Source organism: Tessaracoccus sp. OS52 (assembly GCF_020687685.1).
Lineage (GTDB): Bacteria > Actinomycetota > Actinomycetes > Propionibacteriales > Propionibacteriaceae > Arachnia.
In genome coordinates this window covers 296257-314956 of record NZ_JAJEWM010000003.1, presented here as the reverse complement: position 1 = coordinate 314956, position 18700 = coordinate 296257, and the positions used below count along the sequence as shown (strand labels likewise).

12 protein-coding genes are annotated in these 18700 nt (G+C 68.4%); 5 read left to right on the top strand and 7 right to left on the bottom strand.

Annotation, left to right across the window (positions count from 1 at the left end):
* Window positions 1-234 precede the first annotated feature (234 nt).
* The 3 genes from LKO27_RS12505 to LKO27_RS12495 are packed head-to-tail and all read right to left on the bottom strand — an operon-like array spanning window position 235 to window position 2925.
* Window positions 235-1086, bottom strand: a complete 852-nt coding sequence (locus tag LKO27_RS12505; protein WP_227737842.1) for an ABC transporter permease — start codon at window positions 1084-1086, stop codon at window positions 235-237.
* The gene (locus LKO27_RS12500) at window positions 1083-1976 is read right to left on the bottom strand and encodes an ABC transporter permease (protein ID WP_227737841.1); all 894 of its coding nucleotides are present in this window, start codon (window positions 1974-1976) and stop codon (window positions 1083-1085) included. Before LKO27_RS12500 ends, LKO27_RS12505 begins: the two co-directional genes overlap by 4 nt.
* Entirely contained in the window at window positions 1969-2925 is a 957-nt protein-coding gene (locus tag LKO27_RS12495) for an ABC transporter ATP-binding protein (RefSeq protein ID WP_255622529.1), read from the bottom strand. The genes LKO27_RS12500 and LKO27_RS12495 overlap by 8 nt, the downstream gene beginning before the upstream one ends.
* A 267-nt stretch (window positions 2926-3192) precedes the next feature.
* Between LKO27_RS12495 and LKO27_RS12490 the strand changes: the two genes are divergently transcribed.
* From LKO27_RS12490 to LKO27_RS12480, 3 genes are all read left to right on the top strand, one after another.
* Window positions 3193-3963 (top strand): MIP/aquaporin family protein, encoded by a 771-nt coding sequence (locus LKO27_RS12490; protein ID WP_227737839.1) that lies wholly within the window; start codon window positions 3193-3195, stop codon window positions 3961-3963.
* Between the two features lie 35 nt (window positions 3964-3998).
* Complete coding sequence (glpK, locus tag LKO27_RS12485; RefSeq protein WP_227737838.1) at window positions 3999-5519, top strand: glycerol kinase GlpK; 1521 nt, start codon at window positions 3999-4001, stop codon at window positions 5517-5519.
* A 329-nt stretch (window positions 5520-5848) separates the two neighbouring features.
* Complete coding sequence (locus LKO27_RS12480; RefSeq protein ID WP_227737837.1) at window positions 5849-7051, top strand: glycosyltransferase 87 family protein; 1203 nt, start codon at window positions 5849-5851, stop codon at window positions 7049-7051.
* Between the two features lie 55 nt (window positions 7052-7106).
* Here LKO27_RS12480 and murJ read toward each other — a convergent pair whose 3' ends face one another.
* The 3 genes from murJ to LKO27_RS12465 all read right to left on the bottom strand — a co-directional run bounded on the left by murJ (window position 7107) and on the right by LKO27_RS12465 (window position 15341).
* Window positions 7107-10928, bottom strand: coding sequence for a murein biosynthesis integral membrane protein MurJ (gene murJ, locus LKO27_RS12475; protein ID WP_227737836.1), 3822 nt, complete (start codon window positions 10926-10928; stop codon window positions 7107-7109).
* A complete protein-coding gene (locus LKO27_RS15620; RefSeq protein ID WP_227737835.1) occupies window positions 10925-12838 on the bottom strand; it encodes a DUF6049 family protein in 1914 nt (637 codons plus the stop codon). The genes murJ and LKO27_RS15620 overlap by 4 nt, the downstream gene beginning before the upstream one ends.
* A gap of 1063 nt (window positions 12839-13901) precedes the next feature.
* Window positions 13902-15341, bottom strand: coding sequence for a CCA tRNA nucleotidyltransferase (locus LKO27_RS12465; protein ID WP_227737834.1), 1440 nt, complete (start codon window positions 15339-15341; stop codon window positions 13902-13904).
* Between the two features lie 178 nt (window positions 15342-15519).
* Here LKO27_RS12465 and LKO27_RS12460 point away from each other — a divergent pair, with 178 nt between their 5' ends.
* Window positions 15520-16998, top strand: coding sequence for a M23 family metallopeptidase (locus tag LKO27_RS12460; protein WP_227737833.1), 1479 nt, complete (start codon window positions 15520-15522; stop codon window positions 16996-16998).
* A 62-nt stretch (window positions 16999-17060) separates the two neighbouring features.
* Here the strand turns inward: LKO27_RS12460 and LKO27_RS12455 are convergent, their stop codons facing one another.
* Window positions 17061-17624, bottom strand: coding sequence for a hypothetical protein (locus tag LKO27_RS12455; protein ID WP_227737832.1), 564 nt, complete (start codon window positions 17622-17624; stop codon window positions 17061-17063).
* A gap of 76 nt (window positions 17625-17700) precedes the next feature.
* On the opposite strand from LKO27_RS12455, the gene LKO27_RS12450 reads away from it, so the two are divergent.
* On the top strand, window positions 17701-18609 hold the full coding sequence (locus LKO27_RS12450) for a mechanosensitive ion channel family protein (protein WP_227737831.1): 909 nt from the start codon (window positions 17701-17703) through the stop codon (window positions 18607-18609).
* The last annotated feature ends 91 nt before the right edge of the window (window positions 18610-18700 follow it).

Genomic DNA, 18700 nt, shown 5'->3' with positions numbered 1-18700 from the left:
GTACTGCGGCGACATCCCACCAGCCGACCTCGAAGCCCTCCACTACGATTCAGAACCAGCCCTGCAACCCGCAGAGCTCACAACAACATGAGTCTCCGGACATGCCGGGGTGATTCAGGTTCGTGTGTGATGGCGGGTCAGGCGGAGGTGCTCTGGACTGGTGCTGTCGTTGAGGATGTGCCGTTGGAGGAGTTGGCGGCGTTGACTCAGGAACTTTACGGGAAGTTGTGATCCTCAGCGCAGGAACAGAGCTTTGAGTCGGGCCGAGGCGGCCCAGGTCCCCACAAGCGCCAGCGCCACGAAGTAGGAGGCGTGCCCCAACGTCGTCACCCCGACGGTGCCGGCCGCCAGGTGCCGCAGCAGTTCCACGGCGTGCCAAAGGGGAAGCCCCATCACGGCCCACTGGGCGGGCTCGGGGTAGACCTCGATCGGGTAGAAGGTGCCGGAGAACAGGAACATCGGCGTTAGGACCAGCGTCAGCCAGTCCATCTGCTGGAAGGTCTTGAGGAAGCTGGTCGCAGCCATACCGAGGGCCGCGAACCCGAACGCAACGAGCAGGCAGGCCGGCACTGCCAGGACCGCCCACCACGAGCTGATCAGGCCAAGCATGAGCATCACGAGCGTGAATCCGGAGGCGTAGATGCCGCCACGCACCAGCGCCACACCGATCTCGCCGAGCGCAATGTCCATGGGCCCGAGCGAGGTGTTCAACATCCCCTGATAGAGCTTGCTGATCCGCAGCTTGAAGAAGACGTTCCACGTCGAGTCGAAGATGGCTCCGTTCATGGCCGAGGTGGCCAGGAGCGCGGGCGCGATGTAGGCCGCGTAGCTGACGGGGTTGCCCGACGGGTCGTTGAGTTCGCCGATCATCCCGCCGAGGCCCAGGCCCATCGCCAACAGGTAGAGGACCGGCTCCAGGAACCCTGACAGCATCACGCCGAGGTTTCCCTGCCACTGCGACTTCATACCCCGGTGGAACACAGCCCGGGCGTTGCCGCTGTAGAGGGCGGACCTGCGCGGACGTCGCACCAAGCCCTGACCGTCGGGAAGCGAGGGTCGCGTCGGCGTCTCCACGGCCGCGGTCATCCGCTCAGCCTCCTGTGGTACTGGCGGCGAGCGAACAACCAGCCGCCGACGCACAGCGCCACCAGGTACCCGAGATGGACGACCGTGAGCCAGAGCGGCTCGACGAGTCCGACGGCCGCCTGCCGCCCAAGCTGCACCGCATGCCACAGCGGGGAGACCCAGCCGATGGGCTGCAGGAAGCCGGGCAACGTCTCCAACGGGAAGAAGGTCCCCGAGAACAGCGTCATGGGCATGAGGACGAACCTGTTCAGCAGGGCGAACTGCCCCTTGTCCTCAGTCAGCGTCGCTGCCCACGCCATGATCGGCAGTCCCACGGCTGAGGCGGCGAGGACCGAGATTGGCAGCAGCAGCACACCTGACGCCCTGGGAATGGCACCGAACAGCGCCAGCACAGCCAAGTAGATGGTGCCCGTGAACAGGTAACGCAGGCTGACGCCCATCACGTGACCTGCCGCCATCTGTTCCGGCCGCAGCGGGGTCACCTGCGGTCCGAAGTAGGTGAAGCGCCACTTGAAGCCGGCCATGATGGTGAACGTGTTCTCCTCGGAGGCGGCCTGCATGCAGGCGCTCAGCAGGAGAGCCGGCGCGACGAAGTGGAGGTAGGGCATCCCGAGGTCCTGGCCTGAGGCCTGGTCGATCACGACCCCGAGTCCCACCCCCATGGCCAGGAGATAGAGCAGGGGCGACAGCGTGCCGACGCCCACGATGCTCCCGAAGTAGGCGCGCGCCTGCAGCAACCAGTACTCCATGAAGTAGATCGGGCCACGCCGCGCGACGGCCGCGGCCATCTCGTCGTGGGTCATGGGAGCCTTCAACGACGTGACGCGCGCAGCCAGGTCACCCGCGCCGAACTCGCCGGCGCGGCTATCGCTGGTCGTCTGGTCAGTCAACGAGGCTCCTGCCGGTCAGTCGCAGGAACACGTCCTCAAGCGAACAGCGTCGCACCAGGGAGGACTTGGGGTGCAGCCCTCGCGATACGACTTCGGCCATGGCAGCCTCGCCGTCGGGGGCGTAGACCAGCAACCGGTCCGGGAGTACCTCGATGCGGTCGCCCACCCCCCGAAGCTGTTCGACCACCGATGCGTTGCGGTCGGACCCGAAGCGCATCTCCACCACCTCGCGTCCGGCGTGCTCGCGCACGAGCGCGGCTGGGCTGCCCTCGGCGACGATGACCCCCTTGTCCACGACCACCAGCCTGTCGCACAGCTGCTCGGCCTCGTCCATGTGGTGGGTGGTGAGCAGGAGCGTGATGCCCTGCTCCTTGAGCCGGAAGAGCCGGTCCCACAAGGTGTGACGCGCCTGCGGGTCCAGCCCGGTGGTCGGCTCGTCGAGCAGGAGGATGCGTGGGTCCGAGATGAGGGCCCGGGCGATGGTCAGGCGCCGCTTCATGCCGCCGGAGAGGTCGTCGGTCTTGGCCTTGCGCTTCTCGGTGAGTTGCGCGAACTCCAGCAGCAGCTCAGCCTTGGGTCGCAGGAACGACCGCGGCAATCCGAAATAGCGGCCGTAACTGATCAGGTTGTCGAGCACGCTCAGGTCCGAGTCGAGGTTGTCCTGCTGAGGCACGACGCCGAGGTGCGCCCGGATGCGCGGCCCCTCCTTGTCAGGGTCCATGCCGAGGATGTGCAGGTCACCGCTGGTGCGCTGTGAGACACCCCCGAGCATTCGCATGGTGGTTGATTTCCCCGCGCCGTTCGGCCCCAGCAACCCGAAGGACTCTCCGGGCTCGACGGCGAAGTCGATGCCGCGGACTGCCTCTACGTCGCCGTAGACCTTCCGGAGCGCGCGGGCCTCGATGACCGGTGCATTCACGATCTGCAACCCTACCCCTGAAGGGGCCATTTGCCGATGCCTGGCAGCCGGGCTCCGCCATGGGCTGCTCGGCGCGATCCAAGGCAGCATCAAGGTGCAACAATCACGGCGCATACTGCACGAACGTGCAGGGCTGTTGCACCAGTGTGCAGGAGCGGATTGTCTGTAGTCATACGGCAGACGCGCGCTCGTGCTGGTTGCTTCTGCTGGGGGAAAGCCGGGTCCTTTCCCGGGCACAACAAGGATGCGGAGCCGCATCCGAATAGCTGACACAGCTGTCAGGAATGGAGTCACAAAATGGAAGTAACACTCGGAACCATCTTCCTCTCGGAAGTGGTCGGATCCGCCCTCCTGCTGCTCCTTGGTGGTGGCGTCGTCGCCAACACGCTGCTCAAGGGCAGCAAGGGACAGAACACCGGTTGGCTCCTGATCAACTGGGGGTGGGCCATCGGTGTCTTCATGGGCGTCATCGCCGCCTACTCCTCGGGTGGCCATCTGAACCCTGCCGTCACCGTCGGCATCATCGCCAGCGGCGCCACTGAGTTCGTCCCTGGAATCGCGGTCAGCGTGGCCTCGACGTTGGTCTACTTCGCGGGCGAACTCGTCGGCGCGATGATCGGTGCGGGACTGATGTGGCTGACCTACAAGCAGCACTTCGACGCTGAAGAGGACCAGAGCAAGATCCTCGGCGTGTTCTCAACGGGCCCGCAGATCCGCAACCCTCTCTGGAACACCATCACTGAGATCATCGGCACCTTCGTGCTGGTCTTCGGTGTTCTGGCAGCTGGCGCCTTCACCGGCGCACAGGGCGAGGACGGCGCGGTGAACCTCGGCTGGCTCGGTGCCCTCGGCGTCGCGCTGCTGGTCTTCGGCATCGGCGTTAGCCTCGGTGGCCCCACCGGTTACGCCATCAACCCGACGCGTGACCTCGGCCCCCGCATCATGCACGCCATCCTCCCCATCAAGGGCAAGGGCAGCTCCGACTGGGGCTACTCCTGGGTCCCGATCGTCGGTCCCCTCATCGGTGGCATCCTCGGTGGCCTCGCCTCCATGGTCCTGCTCCCCTGATCAAGTACGAACTAGGAAAGAGGAATTGAGTTTTCATGGCTGAAAAGTACGTATTGGCAATCGACCAGGGCACGACGAGCTCGCGCGCGATCATCTTCGACCACGGCGGCAAGATCATCGCGACCGGGCAGCGGGAGCACGAGCAGATCTTCCCGAAGGCAGGGTGGGTCGAGCACAACGCTAAGGAGGTCTGGGACAACGTTCGCGCCGTCGTGGCCGACGCCCTGGCCAAGGCGAGCCTCAACAACTCCGACATCGCCGCCGTCGGCATCACCAACCAGCGTGAGACCACCCTGGTCTGGGACAAGACCACCGGCGAGCCCGTCTACAACGCCATCGTGTGGCAGGACACCCGCACCGCCAAGATCATCGACGACCTCGGTGGTGAGCAGGGTCAGGACAAGTACAAGGAGCGCGTCGGCCTGCCCCTGGCCACCTACTTCTCGGGCCCGAAGGTCAAGTGGGTCCTCGACAACGTCGAGGGCGCACGCGAGAAGGCCGAGGCCGGTGACCTGGTCATGGGCACCATGGACAGCTGGGTGCTCTGGAACATGACCGGCGGCGTCGACGGCGGAGTCCACGTCACCGACGTGACCAACGCCTCCCGCACCATGCTGATGGACCTCAAGACCCTCGACTGGGACGCAGAGATCGCAGCGGACATGGGCATTCCGATGTCCATGCTGCCGGAGATCAAGAGCTCGGCTGAGGTCTACGGTGAAGGCCGCGCGAAGGGTCTCCTCACGGGTGTCCCGATCGCCGGCATCCTGGGCGACCAGCAGGCAGCCACCTTCGGCCAGGCCTGCTTCGAGGTCGGCATGGCGAAGAACACCTACGGCACCGGCAACTTCATGCTCCTGAACACGGGCGAGGAGATCGTGCCGTCGAAGAACGGCCTGCTGACCACGGTGTGCTACAAGATCGGCGACAACAAGCCGATCTACGCTCTGGAGGGTTCCATCGCCGTCACCGGATCTCTGGTCCAGTGGTTGCGTGACAACCTGAAGATGATCGGTAGCGCCGCGGAGATCGAGGAGCTGGCGAACACCGTCGAGGACAATGGCGGCGCCTACTTCGTGCCGGCCTTCTCGGGCCTGTTCGCGCCGTACTGGAAGTCGGACGCTCGTGGAGCGCTGGTCGGATTGACCCGCTACGTGAACCGCGGCCACATTGCCCGCGCCGTCCTGGAGGCGACCGCCTACCAGACGCGTGAGGTCCTTGAGGCCATGGAAGCCGACTCGGGGGTCAAGCTGGCCGAACTCAAGGTCGACGGCGGCATGATCGCCAACGAGACCCTGATGCAGTTCCAGGCAGATCAGCTGGGCGTGGACGTGGTCCGCCCCGTCGTGGCTGAGACGACGGCGCTGGGCGCCGCCTACGCCGCCGGCATCGCCGTCGGCTTCTGGAACGGCGAGCAGGACGTCATCGACAACTGGGCCGAGGACAAGCGCTGGACGCCACGGGTGGACGAGACCGAGCGCGAGCGGCTGTTCCGGAACTGGAAGAAGGCAGTGACCCGCACCTTCGACTGGGTGGATGACGACGTCGTGGAGTGATCCGACGACACAAGACGGGCCGGGCGGCGTGGGCGACCACGCCGCCCGGTTCCGTTTGTGCCTGGCTCGTGGGTGCCCCGAGGCCCCGTGGAGGACTGGACAGAAACCCCGTTTTCTGCGCACTCCAGTGCAAAGAAAACGGGGTTTCTGGCAAGTCCTCCCAAGCCTGCTCACGCCACAGAGACCTTTAGACGTTTCATGTAGAATTTATTAACCTCCGTGTCCTAGGCTCCGCGTGTCGCCGGTGAAGTTCCCGGCCGCTGACCCTTGGGGGCTGTGTGTCGACGGTCGGAAGCTTGCTGAGTTCTCGTGCCTTCCGTAGAGGAACCTTGCTGGCGACGCTGCTCGGGGCGGCCGTCCTCACCTTCGGTCTGGGCAGTTTTCCGACGCCCTACCGGATCGACATCGACGTCTACCGGACCGGCGCCCAGGTCTTCCTCGACGGAGGCAGCATCTACGGGCCGATGCCGGAGCTGGCAGAGGGCGGGCACCTCCCCTTCACGTACCCGCCGATTGCGGCGGTCCTCTTCACCGTCTTCACGCCTGTCCCGTTGTGGCTCGCATCCACCCTGCTGACGCTGGCCTCAATCGGCGCGCTCGCCGTGGCCCAACGGATCGTCCTCGGGCAGGTCTCCAACCGACGCGGTGCGGACCTGTGGTGGCTCGTGGCCGCGGCCATGAGCGTCGGCCTGTGGTTCGGGCCGGTGCGGGAGACGTTCAACTACGGTCAGGTGAACATCCTGCTGATGGTGCTGGTCCTGATCGACGCATTGGCGGGTCGCGGCCGATGGTGGCGCGGTTCGCTCATCGGCCTCGCCATCGCGATCAAGCTGACCCCTGCCGTGTTCCTTCTCCTGTTCTTCCTGCGACGGGACTGGCGAGGGGCAGGGATGACCGTGGCGTCGTTCTTGGCTTGCTCGGCCGTTGGTCACCTGTTCATGCCCGCCGATTCGTTGACGTACTGGACCCAGACCCTCAGCGACACTGGCCGGATCGGGGGTGCCGCGTACGCGTCGAACCAGTCGATCAACGCGGTCCTGCACCGGCTCGGGATGGACAGCACCGCCGCCTGGTTCGTGCTGGCCCTCGGAGCGGGTCTGCTGCTCGCGTGGGTGGCCGCGCGTCTCCTGAAGTACGGGCACGACACCGCGGCGGTGGTGGTCGTTGGTTTCGCGGCTCTGCTTTGCTCACCGGTGTCCTGGGGACACCACTGGGTCTGGGGCCTGCCGTTGGTGCTGCTGATGACGCTGTGGGCCGTTCGCGGCCAGGGGAGAGGGACCGGCTGGCTGGTGCTGGCGGGTTCCGGCGTCGCCGTGTTCCTGGCAATGCCGCACTGGTGGTTACCCAACGGCGATGACCGCGAGCTGCAGTGGACACCGCTGCAGCAGGTCGTGGGATCCTCCTACGTCGTGTGGGCCCTGGTCGCCCTGGTGATGGTCGGTTGGTCAGCGCATCGGTTGGGCCGGGGCGACAACGTCGTCACTGCAGGCGCCACCACCGCGCCGCAGACCGCTCCGGTACCCAGTGCGTAGTTACTCGACGATCCAGCGTGGACGGGCCGCGCCCCGGATGGGCCGGGCTGCGCGATCAGCCGGAGACCGTGACCTCGTTCAGCTGGGCAAGGTAGCGGGCGTCGCTGACCTCGGGGAGTTCGGTCAGGTAGACCAGCACGAACCGTGCGCTGGTCTCGACCACGGGCGCCAGCGCCGTCGACGCCGGCGCGTCGGCCTGGGTGGCGACGACGCTCCACTCGGACTCCGAATCCATGGGCGCCGACTCCGCGGCCGCGTCGGCGGGGACGCGCAGCTCCACCGTCGAACCCGGTGCCTCGAACTGCAGTTCAACCTCCGCGATCGGCTTGACCTCCCCGAGGTCGAGCACGATCCCCACGCCCGGCTTCAGGCCGCCCAGTGCTGGGTTGTTGTGGTAGCGGAGGGTGGACCAGCCGGTGGCCGGGTCCCCGTCGAAGGCGAGCGGTACCGAGTCCGGGTTCTCCTCGTCGTTGCCCCCGTCGGCTTCCGGGTCGAAGTCCGAGCCAGCCACGATCCCGTGGGGGCCGGCCGGCGTACCGTCCGGGCTGTCGGAGGGATCCGCGGGCGATCCGGAGGTCACCTGGCCCGACGGGGTGGTGGCCGGGTCCTGCGCGCCGTTGTCCCGCGCATTGTTGACGGCGACGATGACCAGCGAGATGACCAGTGCGGCCAGGACGAACGCCACGAGCAGCCAGAGGGCCGGGCGGGTGGAACGCCGGCGTCCGGATGCGGCGTCCGGATCGGTCACCGGCTCGACGTAGTCGGCGTCCGGGAGCGGTTCGAAGGGGGGCGGTCCAGACAGGGCCTGCTCGTGGGCAATCGCGTGCTCGCGCGTGGTCCCGTCAGCCAGACCGGCTGCGAGGTTGAACCGGGTGCTGGTGAGTTGGTCCGGGAGCTGCCCGGTGAGGGTTTCGCCCGGGGCGGCCGCCAGGAGGCTGGCTGCCCGCTTGGGCCGTGGCCCCTGCGCCTGCCGCACCCGGTGTTCCAGGTCCGACGACGCGTCCGCGGTGCCGAGCACCTCCGACAGCGCGCCAGCCAGCTGGGACGCCGTTGAGATCCGACGCTCCGCTGCGGCACCGCGCTGGGTGAGGGTCGCCGTCGTGATCCGGTCCAGCGCGGGGGAGACGCCGGAGCGCACGATGTGAGGGCTGGCGGGCTCCCCGGCGATGATGGGGGCGGCTTCGAGGTCGTAGGCGTTCCCGCCGGGCCAGCGCTGCACGAGGGTGGCGTAGAGGAGCTTCGCCAGGCCGCGGACGTCGGCCGCCTCCCGGTCGGTCCAGCTTGCGGCCCTGGGTTCGGGAGAGATGGCCGACTCGACGCCGAAGCCGATCAGCTTGACGTCGCCGCTGTTGGTGAGGATGACGTTGTCCGGGTTCAGGTGCTCGTGGAACAGGCCCTGGGAGTGCATCCCGGTCAGGGCGTCGGCGAGTTCCCGAACGATCCACGCGGACTCGAGGGTGCTCAGCGGCCCGAAGGCCAGGATCTCCCGGAGGCTCTTGCCCGCGGTGAACTCGCACACGACGTAGGCGCCGATCCCACCCTCGTGGTCCTCGAGATCGACGGCGTCGAGGACGCGGAGGAAGCGTGAATCGGTGGCGACGGCACCCTTGCGGGCGGCGTCGAGCACGTCGGGGATGCGGGGGTCGCCCTCGCGCAGGACGTGCGCGACGACGTCCCGGGACAGGACCAGGTCGTGGGCGCGCCAGGTCTCGATGCCGGCGCGGCTGGCCAGCAGCGCATCGGTGCGGAACCTGGTGCTGAGCAACATCCCGGGTTCGGCCAGCGGCTCCGGTTCGGGAGTGGGCTGCGGCTCCGGGGCGGCGGGGGTGAAGCTCGGGTGCGGCGGCCGTACCCGGGTTTCCGCCAGCGAGTCGTCGATGAAGTCTTCGTGCTCGGCCCATTCGTCGGGTTCATCGTCGTCGCGGGAGAGGAACCCGGGCGCCTCCCCGACGCCGCCGTCGATGGCCGGGACCGGGCCAGCGCCGGGAGGGGCCGCGGGTCCGGGGGCAGGCGGCGTGGGGGCCGGCGTCTCGACGATGAAGTCCTCGGCGCGCTCGTCCCACTTGAGGGCGGGGGTGAGCTGGGTCGGCATGAGGTCCTCGGTGAGTCCGCCGGCGACGGTGGTGGCCGAGTAGCGGTGGGCGTCGGCCTCGTCCGCGGGGTCGGTGCCTGCCGAGGACCCGTCATCTCCGTCGTCGCCGTCCTCGGCCGGCAGCGCCCGGGCCGGCCTGGAGCCGCGGCGCCGCAGGACTGTGTTGACCAGGTCCGAGAGGCTGCGGAACTCACGCACCCGTAGCGATTTGCTGACCAGCAGGTAGCCCGCCGCGATGATTGCCAGTCCGGCCAGGATCGCCAGGCTGGTGCCCAGCACCCCGTCGCCGAGCATGCCCGTCAGGAGGCGTGCGACGAGCCAAGCCGCGGCGCCGCCCAGTGCCGCCCCGAGCAGGAGGCGGACCACGTGCATCACGACGACTCCGCCGTCGAGGTCAGGAACCTGCCGCTTCAGCACCTGCCAACTCAGGAACACGCCCACCAGGTACGCGACGGAGTACGCCAGCGCCAGTGCTGCGGCCACCAGGCCCGGGTCAGCGGCTGCCCAGACGAGGAGGATGGCCAGGAGTGCGTTCGCGCCGGCGATCGCCAACTGCAGGAAGAACGGGGTGCGGGTGTCCTCGAGGGCGTAGTAGGTGCGCAGGCACACGAACTGGACGGTGAACGGGATCAGGCCGATGGCGAAGCCCATGAGCGCCCACGCCACCCAGTCGGCGTCCGCGTTGCCCTGGCCGTGGCCGAACAGGAGGGCGGCGATGGGGTCGGCGAGGACGAAGAAACCCACGGCGGCGGGGACGATGAGGATCAACGCCAGCCGGATGGTCTTGGTGGCCTCCTCGGCGACTCCCCGGAAGTCGGCAGCGGCGGCCAGCCGCGAGGCATTGGGGAGCATCGCCGTCGCGAGCGAGACCGTGATGAGCGAGTGGGGGAGGATCCAGATCAGGTGCGCCTTGGTGTAGACGTCGTAGCCGGCGCCCGCACCGCCTGCGGTGGCCGAAGTGGCCAGGCGGGTCACGATCACCAGCACCACCTGGTTGACCGCGACGAACCCCATTGTCCATTTCGTCAGGGAGAACGTCTTGCCCAGTCCGGTGCCCTTGAGGTCGAAGCGCGGGCGGAATCTGAAGCCCACCTTGCGCAGGTAGGGCAGCAGCACCAGGGACTGGGCCGCGATGCCGACGGTGGAACCGATGCCCAGCAGCAGGATCTGGCCGGTGGTGAACGCCGCCCCGCGGTCACCCCCGCTGCCCCACACGAACAGGTAGATGCTCAGCACCAGGACGGAGATGACGTTGTTGGCGATCGGTGCCCACATCATCGGCCCGAACCTGTCGCGCGCGTTGAGCACCTGGCCCAGCAGGAAGAAGGCCCCGTAGAAGAACACCTGCGGCAGCGTCAGGTACGTCAGCGCCACCATCGAGCCGTACTGGGCCGCCAGCCCGGGGGCGCGCCAGTCCTCGGAGGAGTAGAGCTGCGTGATCAGGGGCGCGCAGATGGTGACGACCACGGCGACCGCAGCGACGATCAGCAGGAACGCCGTCATGATGCGGTTGGTGTAGGCCTCGCCGCCGTCGGCGTCGTTCTTGATCGCCCGCACGATCTGCGGCACCAGCACCGTGTTCAGGGCGCCGCCGGCGAACAGGATGTACAACGAGTTCGGCACCATCGTCGCGACGGCGAGCATGTCGGCCTGACGGGTGCCGTTGCCGAGGATGAAGGCGATCAGCATCACCCGCACGAGACCGAGCGCGCGCGAGACGAGTGTGCCCGAGGCCATGAGTGCGCTCGCAGACACCAACTTCTTGGTGCTACTTACCTGACTCACCGGACTCCTTTTGCGTTCTCTCGCTGCACAGCTCTGATTCTGAGGACAGTACCCCCGAGTACTACTGCACCCGAGACGATGATGATGATCCAGCCGACGCGCCCAAGATCAGTGGCGGTGATTTCGATGGTGACCGGGATGCCGAAGGTCTCCCCGCCGCGCGTCTGCAGCGCCGCGTCCACCGCCACCACGCCGTTCGACGACGCCTCGGGGGCCACGTTGAGGGTCAGGTTCTGGCCCGGCTCGACCGTGACGAAGTCGGTGGGAGGCACCTTGATGCGCTGCGGGGCGGCGCTTTCGAAGACCAGCCTGACGGTGACCGGGAAGGACAGCCCGTTGACGATGGTCACGGGGAAGTCGTTGGTCCGCGAGCCCATGACGAACTGGCCGGCCGCGCTGATGGTGACCTGGTTGGTGTCGACGGCCGCCACCGGGTGGGCGTCCACATAGGCGATCGCGGCTGCCTCGTCGGCGAATCCGGCGGACGACGCCTTGGCCGACAGGAGGTCGGTCACCTGCTGCGACGCCGCGACTCCTGTGAGGTCCTCCAGGAACTCGGAACGGGAATGGACCTCCTCGAGACCGGCCGCCAACTGCGCCCAGGGCTCGGGGGTCTGCCACGGTTGGGCCAGTTGGAGCGGCTCGCCGGACTGCGGGACGGGAACCACCGTGTTGTGCTCGAGGCTTCCGAGCGCGCGAACGTCGGCCGCGGAGCGGAGCACGTACACCGGCGGCGTCGCGGCGAGGAACTCCTCCGCGAGCCGGCGCCCAAGGTGCTGGGCAGTCGTGTCGCGTCCGCCCGGCCCGAGCCCGGTTTGCTCGAGCGGGGTGGCCGCGACGACGGCGCCGGAGCGGGTCCCGTCCTCGACGTTGCTGACGAAGACGGTGCCGACCCCGAAGCGTCCGAGGCTGCGGGTGTTCTCAAGGGTCGCATTCGCCCCAAGGTCGACGGCCAGCGGGAGCGACCTCGTCGGCTCCGCCGCCACCGCCGTCGCCTGCCAGCCCATCAACCGGTCAAGGGTCTCGGCCGCCGCCTCGCGGGCGATGTCCGGGTTGGCGTAGGGCAGCCGCAGCGCCCGGCCGCCCGAGGTCAGTGCTTGTACGCGCTGGGCCCAGGCGGCGGCCACCTCGCTTCCCGACCTCTGCTCACCCCCGACGGTGTGGTCCTGGGCCAGCGCCGTTGCCTCGGCCAGCAGGGACGGGTCCAGCAGCAGGGTCGACCCCGGGCGCTCAGCCGCCTGGAGCAGGGTCGCGAGTTCGCCGTCGAGACCCTCCAGCAGGCTCTCGTCGACGAAGTCACCAGTGGCCAACCGGGTGGGCGCGGCCGTCATGGAGACCACGGTGGCCATCTCGAGCGGATCCTTCGTCGCGACGGCGAGGATCCGGCCACGCCCGATGGTGAGCGTCTGGGGCGAGTTCTCGGGGATGCCGCGGACGTGGACACCGAGCCGATAGACGGCCTCGTCGGCCGGTAGTCCGAGGTCGGCGACGGTGGCCCGGACGGTGAACTGGGCGCGATCACCGGGGGCGAACCACTCGTCGCGCGTGATCACCTGAACGTGCCCCGACTCCTCCGAGTACGGAGGGGTGCGCTCGCCGAGCGGATCCGTGGGTGCCGAGACGAGCGCCTTGGCGAGGTCGTCGTGAGTCGTGATCGGGTCGTCGGCCTGCCAGAAGTTGACCGTGATGAACCTCGCGCGCACGGCAGAGGTGTTGATGATGGTTCCGCTCAGTTCAACGACCTGCTCGGGGTCCGAGAGGTCCAGGACCGGGGAGGAGTTGTCCGTGATGGTGACGTCGACGGTGGTGCCGACGTCGGCCCTCGACGGGCCAGCCGCGACTGCGACGAGCGCGAGCCCAGCCAGTAGCGCCGCCAGCAGGGCGCGGAGGCAGGTACGGGCGGCGGTCACCGGACCATCGTAGTCGTCGGGGCCTCCGGGGTTCTCGTGGCGTTGTTGGCCTTCTGCGTCCGCCGTCGCCGTGCGTCGCTTTGGCCTGCGCGGAGGTCGGTCCGGCGTCGCTGTGGCCTGTGCTGAGGCGGGTCCGGCGTCGTTGTGCGTCGCTGGGGCCTGCGCGGAGGTCGGTCCGGGCGCCGTTGGCGCGCGTTGCTGGAGTCGCGGACTCTACCTCTGGTTGGGTTTCAAGCATCTTAGGCGCCCTGACCCACCTCCGCTCCGGCTAAGGGTGCGGCGTTGATTCCGGATTCTGGGAGCGGTCGTTTGATTCAGGATCCTAGGAGCGGTCGTTGCTTTGACGCCCCTCCAGTGGGCTTGTCCGTCGCCACCAGCGCTTGCCCGGGTTTACCAGCGCTTGTGCGGGTTGACCAGCGCTTGTGCGGGTTGACCAGCGCTTGTGCGGGTTGACCAGCGTTGTTGCTGGCCACCAGCCTTGTACGGCTGGTGTTGAGCGATATCGCTGGTGTTCGCGATCGGGGTCGGCGGGTCTGGGCTTGGCCGCGTTGGCGACGGCAGGTCCCGTCGGGGTCCGTTGACCAGCGCTTGACCGGGTTGACCAGCGCTTGGTCCCGTTCACCAGCGCTTGCCCGGGTTGACCAGCGTTGTTGCTGGCCACCAGCCTTGTACGGCTGGTGTTGAGCGATAACGCTGGTGTTCGCGATCGGGGTTGGCGGGTCTGGGCTTGCCCGGGTTGACCAGCGCTTGGTCCCGTTCACCAGCGCTTGTGCGGGTTGACCAGCGTTGTTGCTGGCCACCAGCCTTGTACGGCTGGTGTCGAGCGATAACGCTGGTGTCGAGCGATAACGCTGGTGTCGAGCGATAACGCTGGTGTTCGCCGGGTGCCGGTTACCGGCTGCGTCGGGACCAGGTGCGGCGCAGTCGCCGGGTGCCGGTTACCCGCTGCGTCGGGACCACGTGCGGGCGCAGTCGGGTGGTCCCGGTGGTCCCAGTGGTCCCGGTGGGCGCAGGCGGGTGGTCCCGGTGGCCGCCGTCGAGAACGGCCCACAGGGGCAGCGGGTCAGGCTTGGCGCTGATCCCACCAGTGGCGCAGGAGTTGGCGAGCGTCGTCGTCGGGGATGGGCCCGTTCTCGAGGCGATGCTCCAGGAGGAACTTGTAGGCCTCGCCGACGTCACGACCTGGCCCGATGCCGAGCGTCTCCATGATCTGGGTGCCGTCGAGGTGGGGGCGGATGGCGGCCAGCTCCTCCTGCTCGGCCAGCTCGTCGATGCGCCACTCCAGTTCCTCGTAGGCGCGGCGAAGTCTGGTGGCCTTGTTCCGGTTGCGGGTGGTGCAGTCGGAACGGGTGAGGATGTGGAGGCGCTCAAGCTCGTCGCCGGCGTCACGGACGTAGCGACGGACCGCGGAATCGGTCCACTGCCCCTCGCTGTAGCCGTGGAACCGCAGGTGCAACTCGATGAGTTTGGCCACCGACTTCACCACCGCCGCCGGGTAGTTCAGCGCGCGCAGCCGCTTGGTGACCAGCTTGGCGCCCACGACGTCGTGGTGGTGGAACGTCACCTTGCTGCCCTCGAACCGTCGGGTCGCGGGCTTGCCGACGTCGTGCAGCAGCGCGGCGAGCCGGCCGACCAGGTCGGGCGCATGCCCCCGCTGCTTCTCCAGCTCGATGCTCTGCTCCAGCACGATCAGCGAGTGGTCGTAGACGTCCTTGTGGCGGTGGTGCTCGTCCAGTTCAAGCTTCAGCGCGGGCAACTCGGGGAGCACGTGGTCCGCCACCCCGGTGCGGACGAGCAGGTCCAGGCCCTCGCGGGGTGAGTCCGTGAGCAGCAGACCCGATAGCTCCGCCTGGATCCGCTCCGCCGACACGATGCTGATGCGCTCCGACATGGCGGTCATCGCGCGCTCGACGTCGGGATCCACCCGGAATCCCAGACGAGACGCGAAGCGCGCGGCCCGCATCATGCGCAAGGGGTCGTCGGAGAAGGACACCTCCGGAGCCGCCGGCGTGCGCAGGAGGCCCTGGGCAAGGTCCTCGAGGCCGCCGTGGGGATCCACGAACTCGCGGGTGCGGACGTCGACGGCCATGGCGTTGACGGTGAAGTCGCGACGCACGAGGTCATCGGTGAGGTTGTCGCCGAAAGCGACCACCGGCTTGCGTGAGTCGGCTTCGTAGGCGTCGGCGCGGAACGTGGTGACCTCGATCACCCACTCCTGCCCGTCGACCTTCTTCATCGCGCCGATGGTTCCGAACGCCTTGCCGATGTCCCACGTCGACGGCGTGAACCGTCCCAGCAGCCTGGCCGTGACTTCTGGCCGGGCCGACGTGGTGAAGTCCAGGTCATGGCCGAGGCCACCGAGCAGCGCGTCACGGACCGAACCGCCGACCAGGTACAGCGTCTCGCCGGCGTCGTGGAACAGTTTGCCGAGCTCGTCGATCACGCTGGAGATTCGCAGCAGTGAGTCGACGGCGTTCTTCTGGGCTTGGGTCAGGCTCGGCACAAGGGGTCATTCTACGTGTCCGGATACGCGGAGGTCACCTCAGTCCTGGGCGCTCCGCGCAGAACCGGCGGAGGCCGCGAGGCGCGCATTCCTGATGAATGATCTCAGGAAGCTCTGGCGTGTCGCCCCGCCTCCGTGTTTGCATGGAGGGGCTGGCTCCAGGGAGGAAACCGTGGGGATGCACCGAATCAGGTCCGGCATCGTCGCCGTGTCGGTCGTGGCTGCCCTGACCGGTGCCGTCGCGGCCTCCCAGGGTGGCGAGACAGACCTGCAGGCCATTCCCATCGTGAGTCCTCCACCCGCCGTCGACGCCGAGGCGGTTGTGGTGGAATCGGTCAGGGAGGCCCCGCTGGCGGTGCCCGACGAATTCGCCGGCCAGCAGCATGCCTCGCTTCTCGAGGCGGCGTTCCTCGGCCTGCCCGGACCGCTGCCGGGTGGAGTCCTGCCGTCGGCGCAGGCCGAAGCCAACGGGTCGAGGCCCTCCCCGAGGGCCAACCGGCAGGCGCCCGCCGGTTACAGCGTGCCAGCCGTCGACGTCGCCACGGGCGCGCTGCTCTCGCAGCCACTCCAGGGCCGCAGGACGTCGCGCTTCGGAAATCGTTTCCATCCCGTTCTCCACCGTTGGAAGCTGCACACCGGCCTCGACTTCGCCGCCCCTTGCGGGACGCCGGTGGGCGCCGCGGCGCCGGGCCGGGTCACCCGGGTTGGCTGGGCCGGCGGCAACGGCATGCAGGTCCGGGTGGATCACGGCCGCATCGGGGCGCATCACGTGGTCACCACCTACAACCACCTCTCGGCCATCGGCGTAAGGGTGGGGCAGGAAGTGGCCGTGCACCAAGGCGTTGGCCGCGTGGGCAATACCGGCTACTCCACGGGCTGCCACCTGCATTTCGAGGTCATCGCCGACGGCTGGTTCACCAACCCGGAGGGCTGGCTGGGTGGTGGCGGGGTCGTCGTCGACACCTCCGTCATGAACGCCGGCTCGGTGGGCGCCAGCCCGACGATGACCCCCTCGCCCTCGCCGAGCCCGTCCCCGTCACCGAGCGCCTCGGCCTCGCCCTCGCCAACCCTCTCACTGCCGCCATCGCCATCGCCGACGCCCACGCCGTCGGCCTCAGCCAGCGCGACGACGTCGCCGTCGCCAAGCCTCTCCCCGACGCCGTCGGCGAGCCTCTCGCCGAATGCCGAGCAGCCCGGCGGCAGCCCGTCCCCGTCCGGCTCACCCACAGCCGGCGGGTCGCCCAGCGCGACCGCCTCGCCGACGCCCACCTGCACCCCTGCCGCGGACGCCACCCCGCCGGTCGCCTGCCCGTCGCCCAGCCCGACGCCGTCGCCTACGTGCGACCCAACGGGTCCGACGCCGGGCCCGGCGTGCGCGCCGGCCCCCAGCGCCAGCACGAGCGCTTCTCCGGACCCGACCGCCGGCCCTTCGGTGACGGCGACCCCCTCTCCGACCGCGACCGCCTCGGGAACACAGACGGCCACGCCGAGCGTCACGGCGGCCAGCACCACTCCCGAAGCCTCGTCGAGCAGTGCTCGGCCGTCGGCGTCGCAATCAGTCCCGCCCAGCAGCCCTGCGTCCCCAATGGCGACGACTCCCGCCAGCGCTGCCGCCACCACCGAACCGGGCGCCCAGCAGAGCTCCACGGGCGGCTGAACGGGCAGGTCGCATCATCGTCGGCCCCCATGGGCGCCATCTCGCCGGCAGCGAGCGACGGTTCAGCCTGCGGCGGCCACCCGACGCCCCAGTGCGGCGATGATGTCACGTCGGATCAGGCCGCTGGGGATGCGGATCATCGACCAGTAGGCGAGGAAACGGCGCATCGCCTTGGCGTCGGTCGGCTGGCAGAGGGTGCTGGTCTCCACGAAGGTGCGGCCACCGGGCAAGGGGGAGAACCGCCAGTCCATGCCGTACTTCAACCAGTTCGGCTCGTCGAAGTCACGGATGGCCACGAGCGTCGGAAGCTTTCGGGACACCGGCACCGGCGACCACGGCCGGCCAACCATGACGCTGGTCCACGCAAGCGGCTCGTCGACCACCACAGAGATGGGCGAGAACGTGTCGACCACTGCTCGATCCAGCTGTCCGGCGATGCCGAAGCCGCGTGCCAACAGGAAGGGCCTGGCCAGTCGGAGCTCCGACCAACGCACCCGGGGGAGCTCCGCGCGCGCCGCTTCGGGGTCGGCTCGCAGGACCCCGCTGTGCCACTCCCCGAATCGGGCCGCACCGACGGTGTCCTTGAGAACCTGTCGGGCATTGCGTTGCCATGTCTTGGTCGTCACACGCCAAAGCTAGGGCGCGAGGGGTCCACGCCCTCTCTGATCGCACACGCCCCGCCACGACGGGCAAGATGGGGACATGCCTGCTGAAATCCTGGAGCGTGCCCTGCTGGTCCTCGTCGTCGTCATCGCCGCCGTGGCGCTTCGCGTCTTCCTGAGGTTCTTCATCCGGCGGGTGACGAGGAGTCTCCTCGCCAAGGGGCCCGACAAGAACCGCAGTGACCTGGGCGGAAAGGCGCAGATCCTGCTCGCCCGGGCCAGTGGGATGGCGTTGGAGAGGCACAGGCAGCGGGTGCAGACTCTCGGTTCGCTGCTGGGCAACATAGTGGACGTGGTCGTCACGCTCGTCGGAATCCTGACGATCCTTGCCATCATCGGCATCCCAATGACTCCGCTGTTGGCGTCTGCGGGAATCGGAGGTCTCGCCATCGGGTTCGGGGCGCAGTCGCTGGTCAAGGACTACCTCTCCGGCATCTTCATGCTGGCCGAGGACCAGTTCGGGATCGGCGACCTCATCCAGATCGACGAGATCAAGGGGACGGTCCTGGAGGTGAACCTGCGGATCACCAAGGTGCGCGACCCGGGCGGCACGGTCTGGTACATCCGCAACGGAGAGATCCTGACCTTGGGCAACGAGTCGCAGGGATTCTCGACGGCGTTCGTCGACGTCCCCGTCGCCATCGACGAGAACCCCGAGAAGGTGACCTCCGTGCTGCGTGGTGCCATCGCGGGCATGAGCGAAGAGCCGGAGTGGTCAGAGGTCCTGTTGGAGGAGCCGTCGGTGCTGGGCGTGGACTCGATGGTGGGCGGCACCATGACGCTGAAGATCATGCTGAAGGCCAGCCCCAACAACCAGTGGGGTCCGATGCGGGAGATCCGGTTGCGCGCCCAGCGGGCGTGCGCCGACGCCGGGATTCGCGGGCCGATCCTGCCGGGCGTGCCCGGCCTGTCCGGGGCTCCCGGGACAAACGGTCCGACGGCTGGGTGACCGCGGAGCTGGAAGCGAACCGGCCCGTTTCCGGTGCGGGGCGGCGCCCGCCGAGACTCGTTTTCCAGGTGCCCCCCGACCCGGACTATGA

Bases quoted from the DNA above. Each gene is read 5' to 3' on its own strand.
- LKO27_RS12505 (WP_227737842.1), bottom strand. From the start codon at position 1,086: ATGACCGCGGCCGTGGAGACGCCGACGCGACCCTCGCTTCCCGACGGT.
- LKO27_RS12495 (WP_255622529.1), bottom strand. From the start codon at position 2,925: ATGGCCCCTTCAGGGGTAGGGTTGCAGATCGTGAATGCACCGGTCATC.
- LKO27_RS12490 (WP_227737839.1), top strand. From the start codon at position 3,193: ATGGAAGTAACACTCGGAACCATCTTCCTCTCGGAAGTGGTCGGATCC.
- glpK (WP_227737838.1), top strand. From the start codon at position 3,999: ATGGCTGAAAAGTACGTATTGGCAATCGACCAGGGCACGACGAGCTCG.
- LKO27_RS12460 (WP_227737833.1), top strand. From the start codon at position 15,520: ATGCACCGAATCAGGTCCGGCATCGTCGCCGTGTCGGTCGTGGCTGCC.
- LKO27_RS12450 (WP_227737831.1), top strand. From the start codon at position 17,701: ATGCCTGCTGAAATCCTGGAGCGTGCCCTGCTGGTCCTCGTCGTCGTC.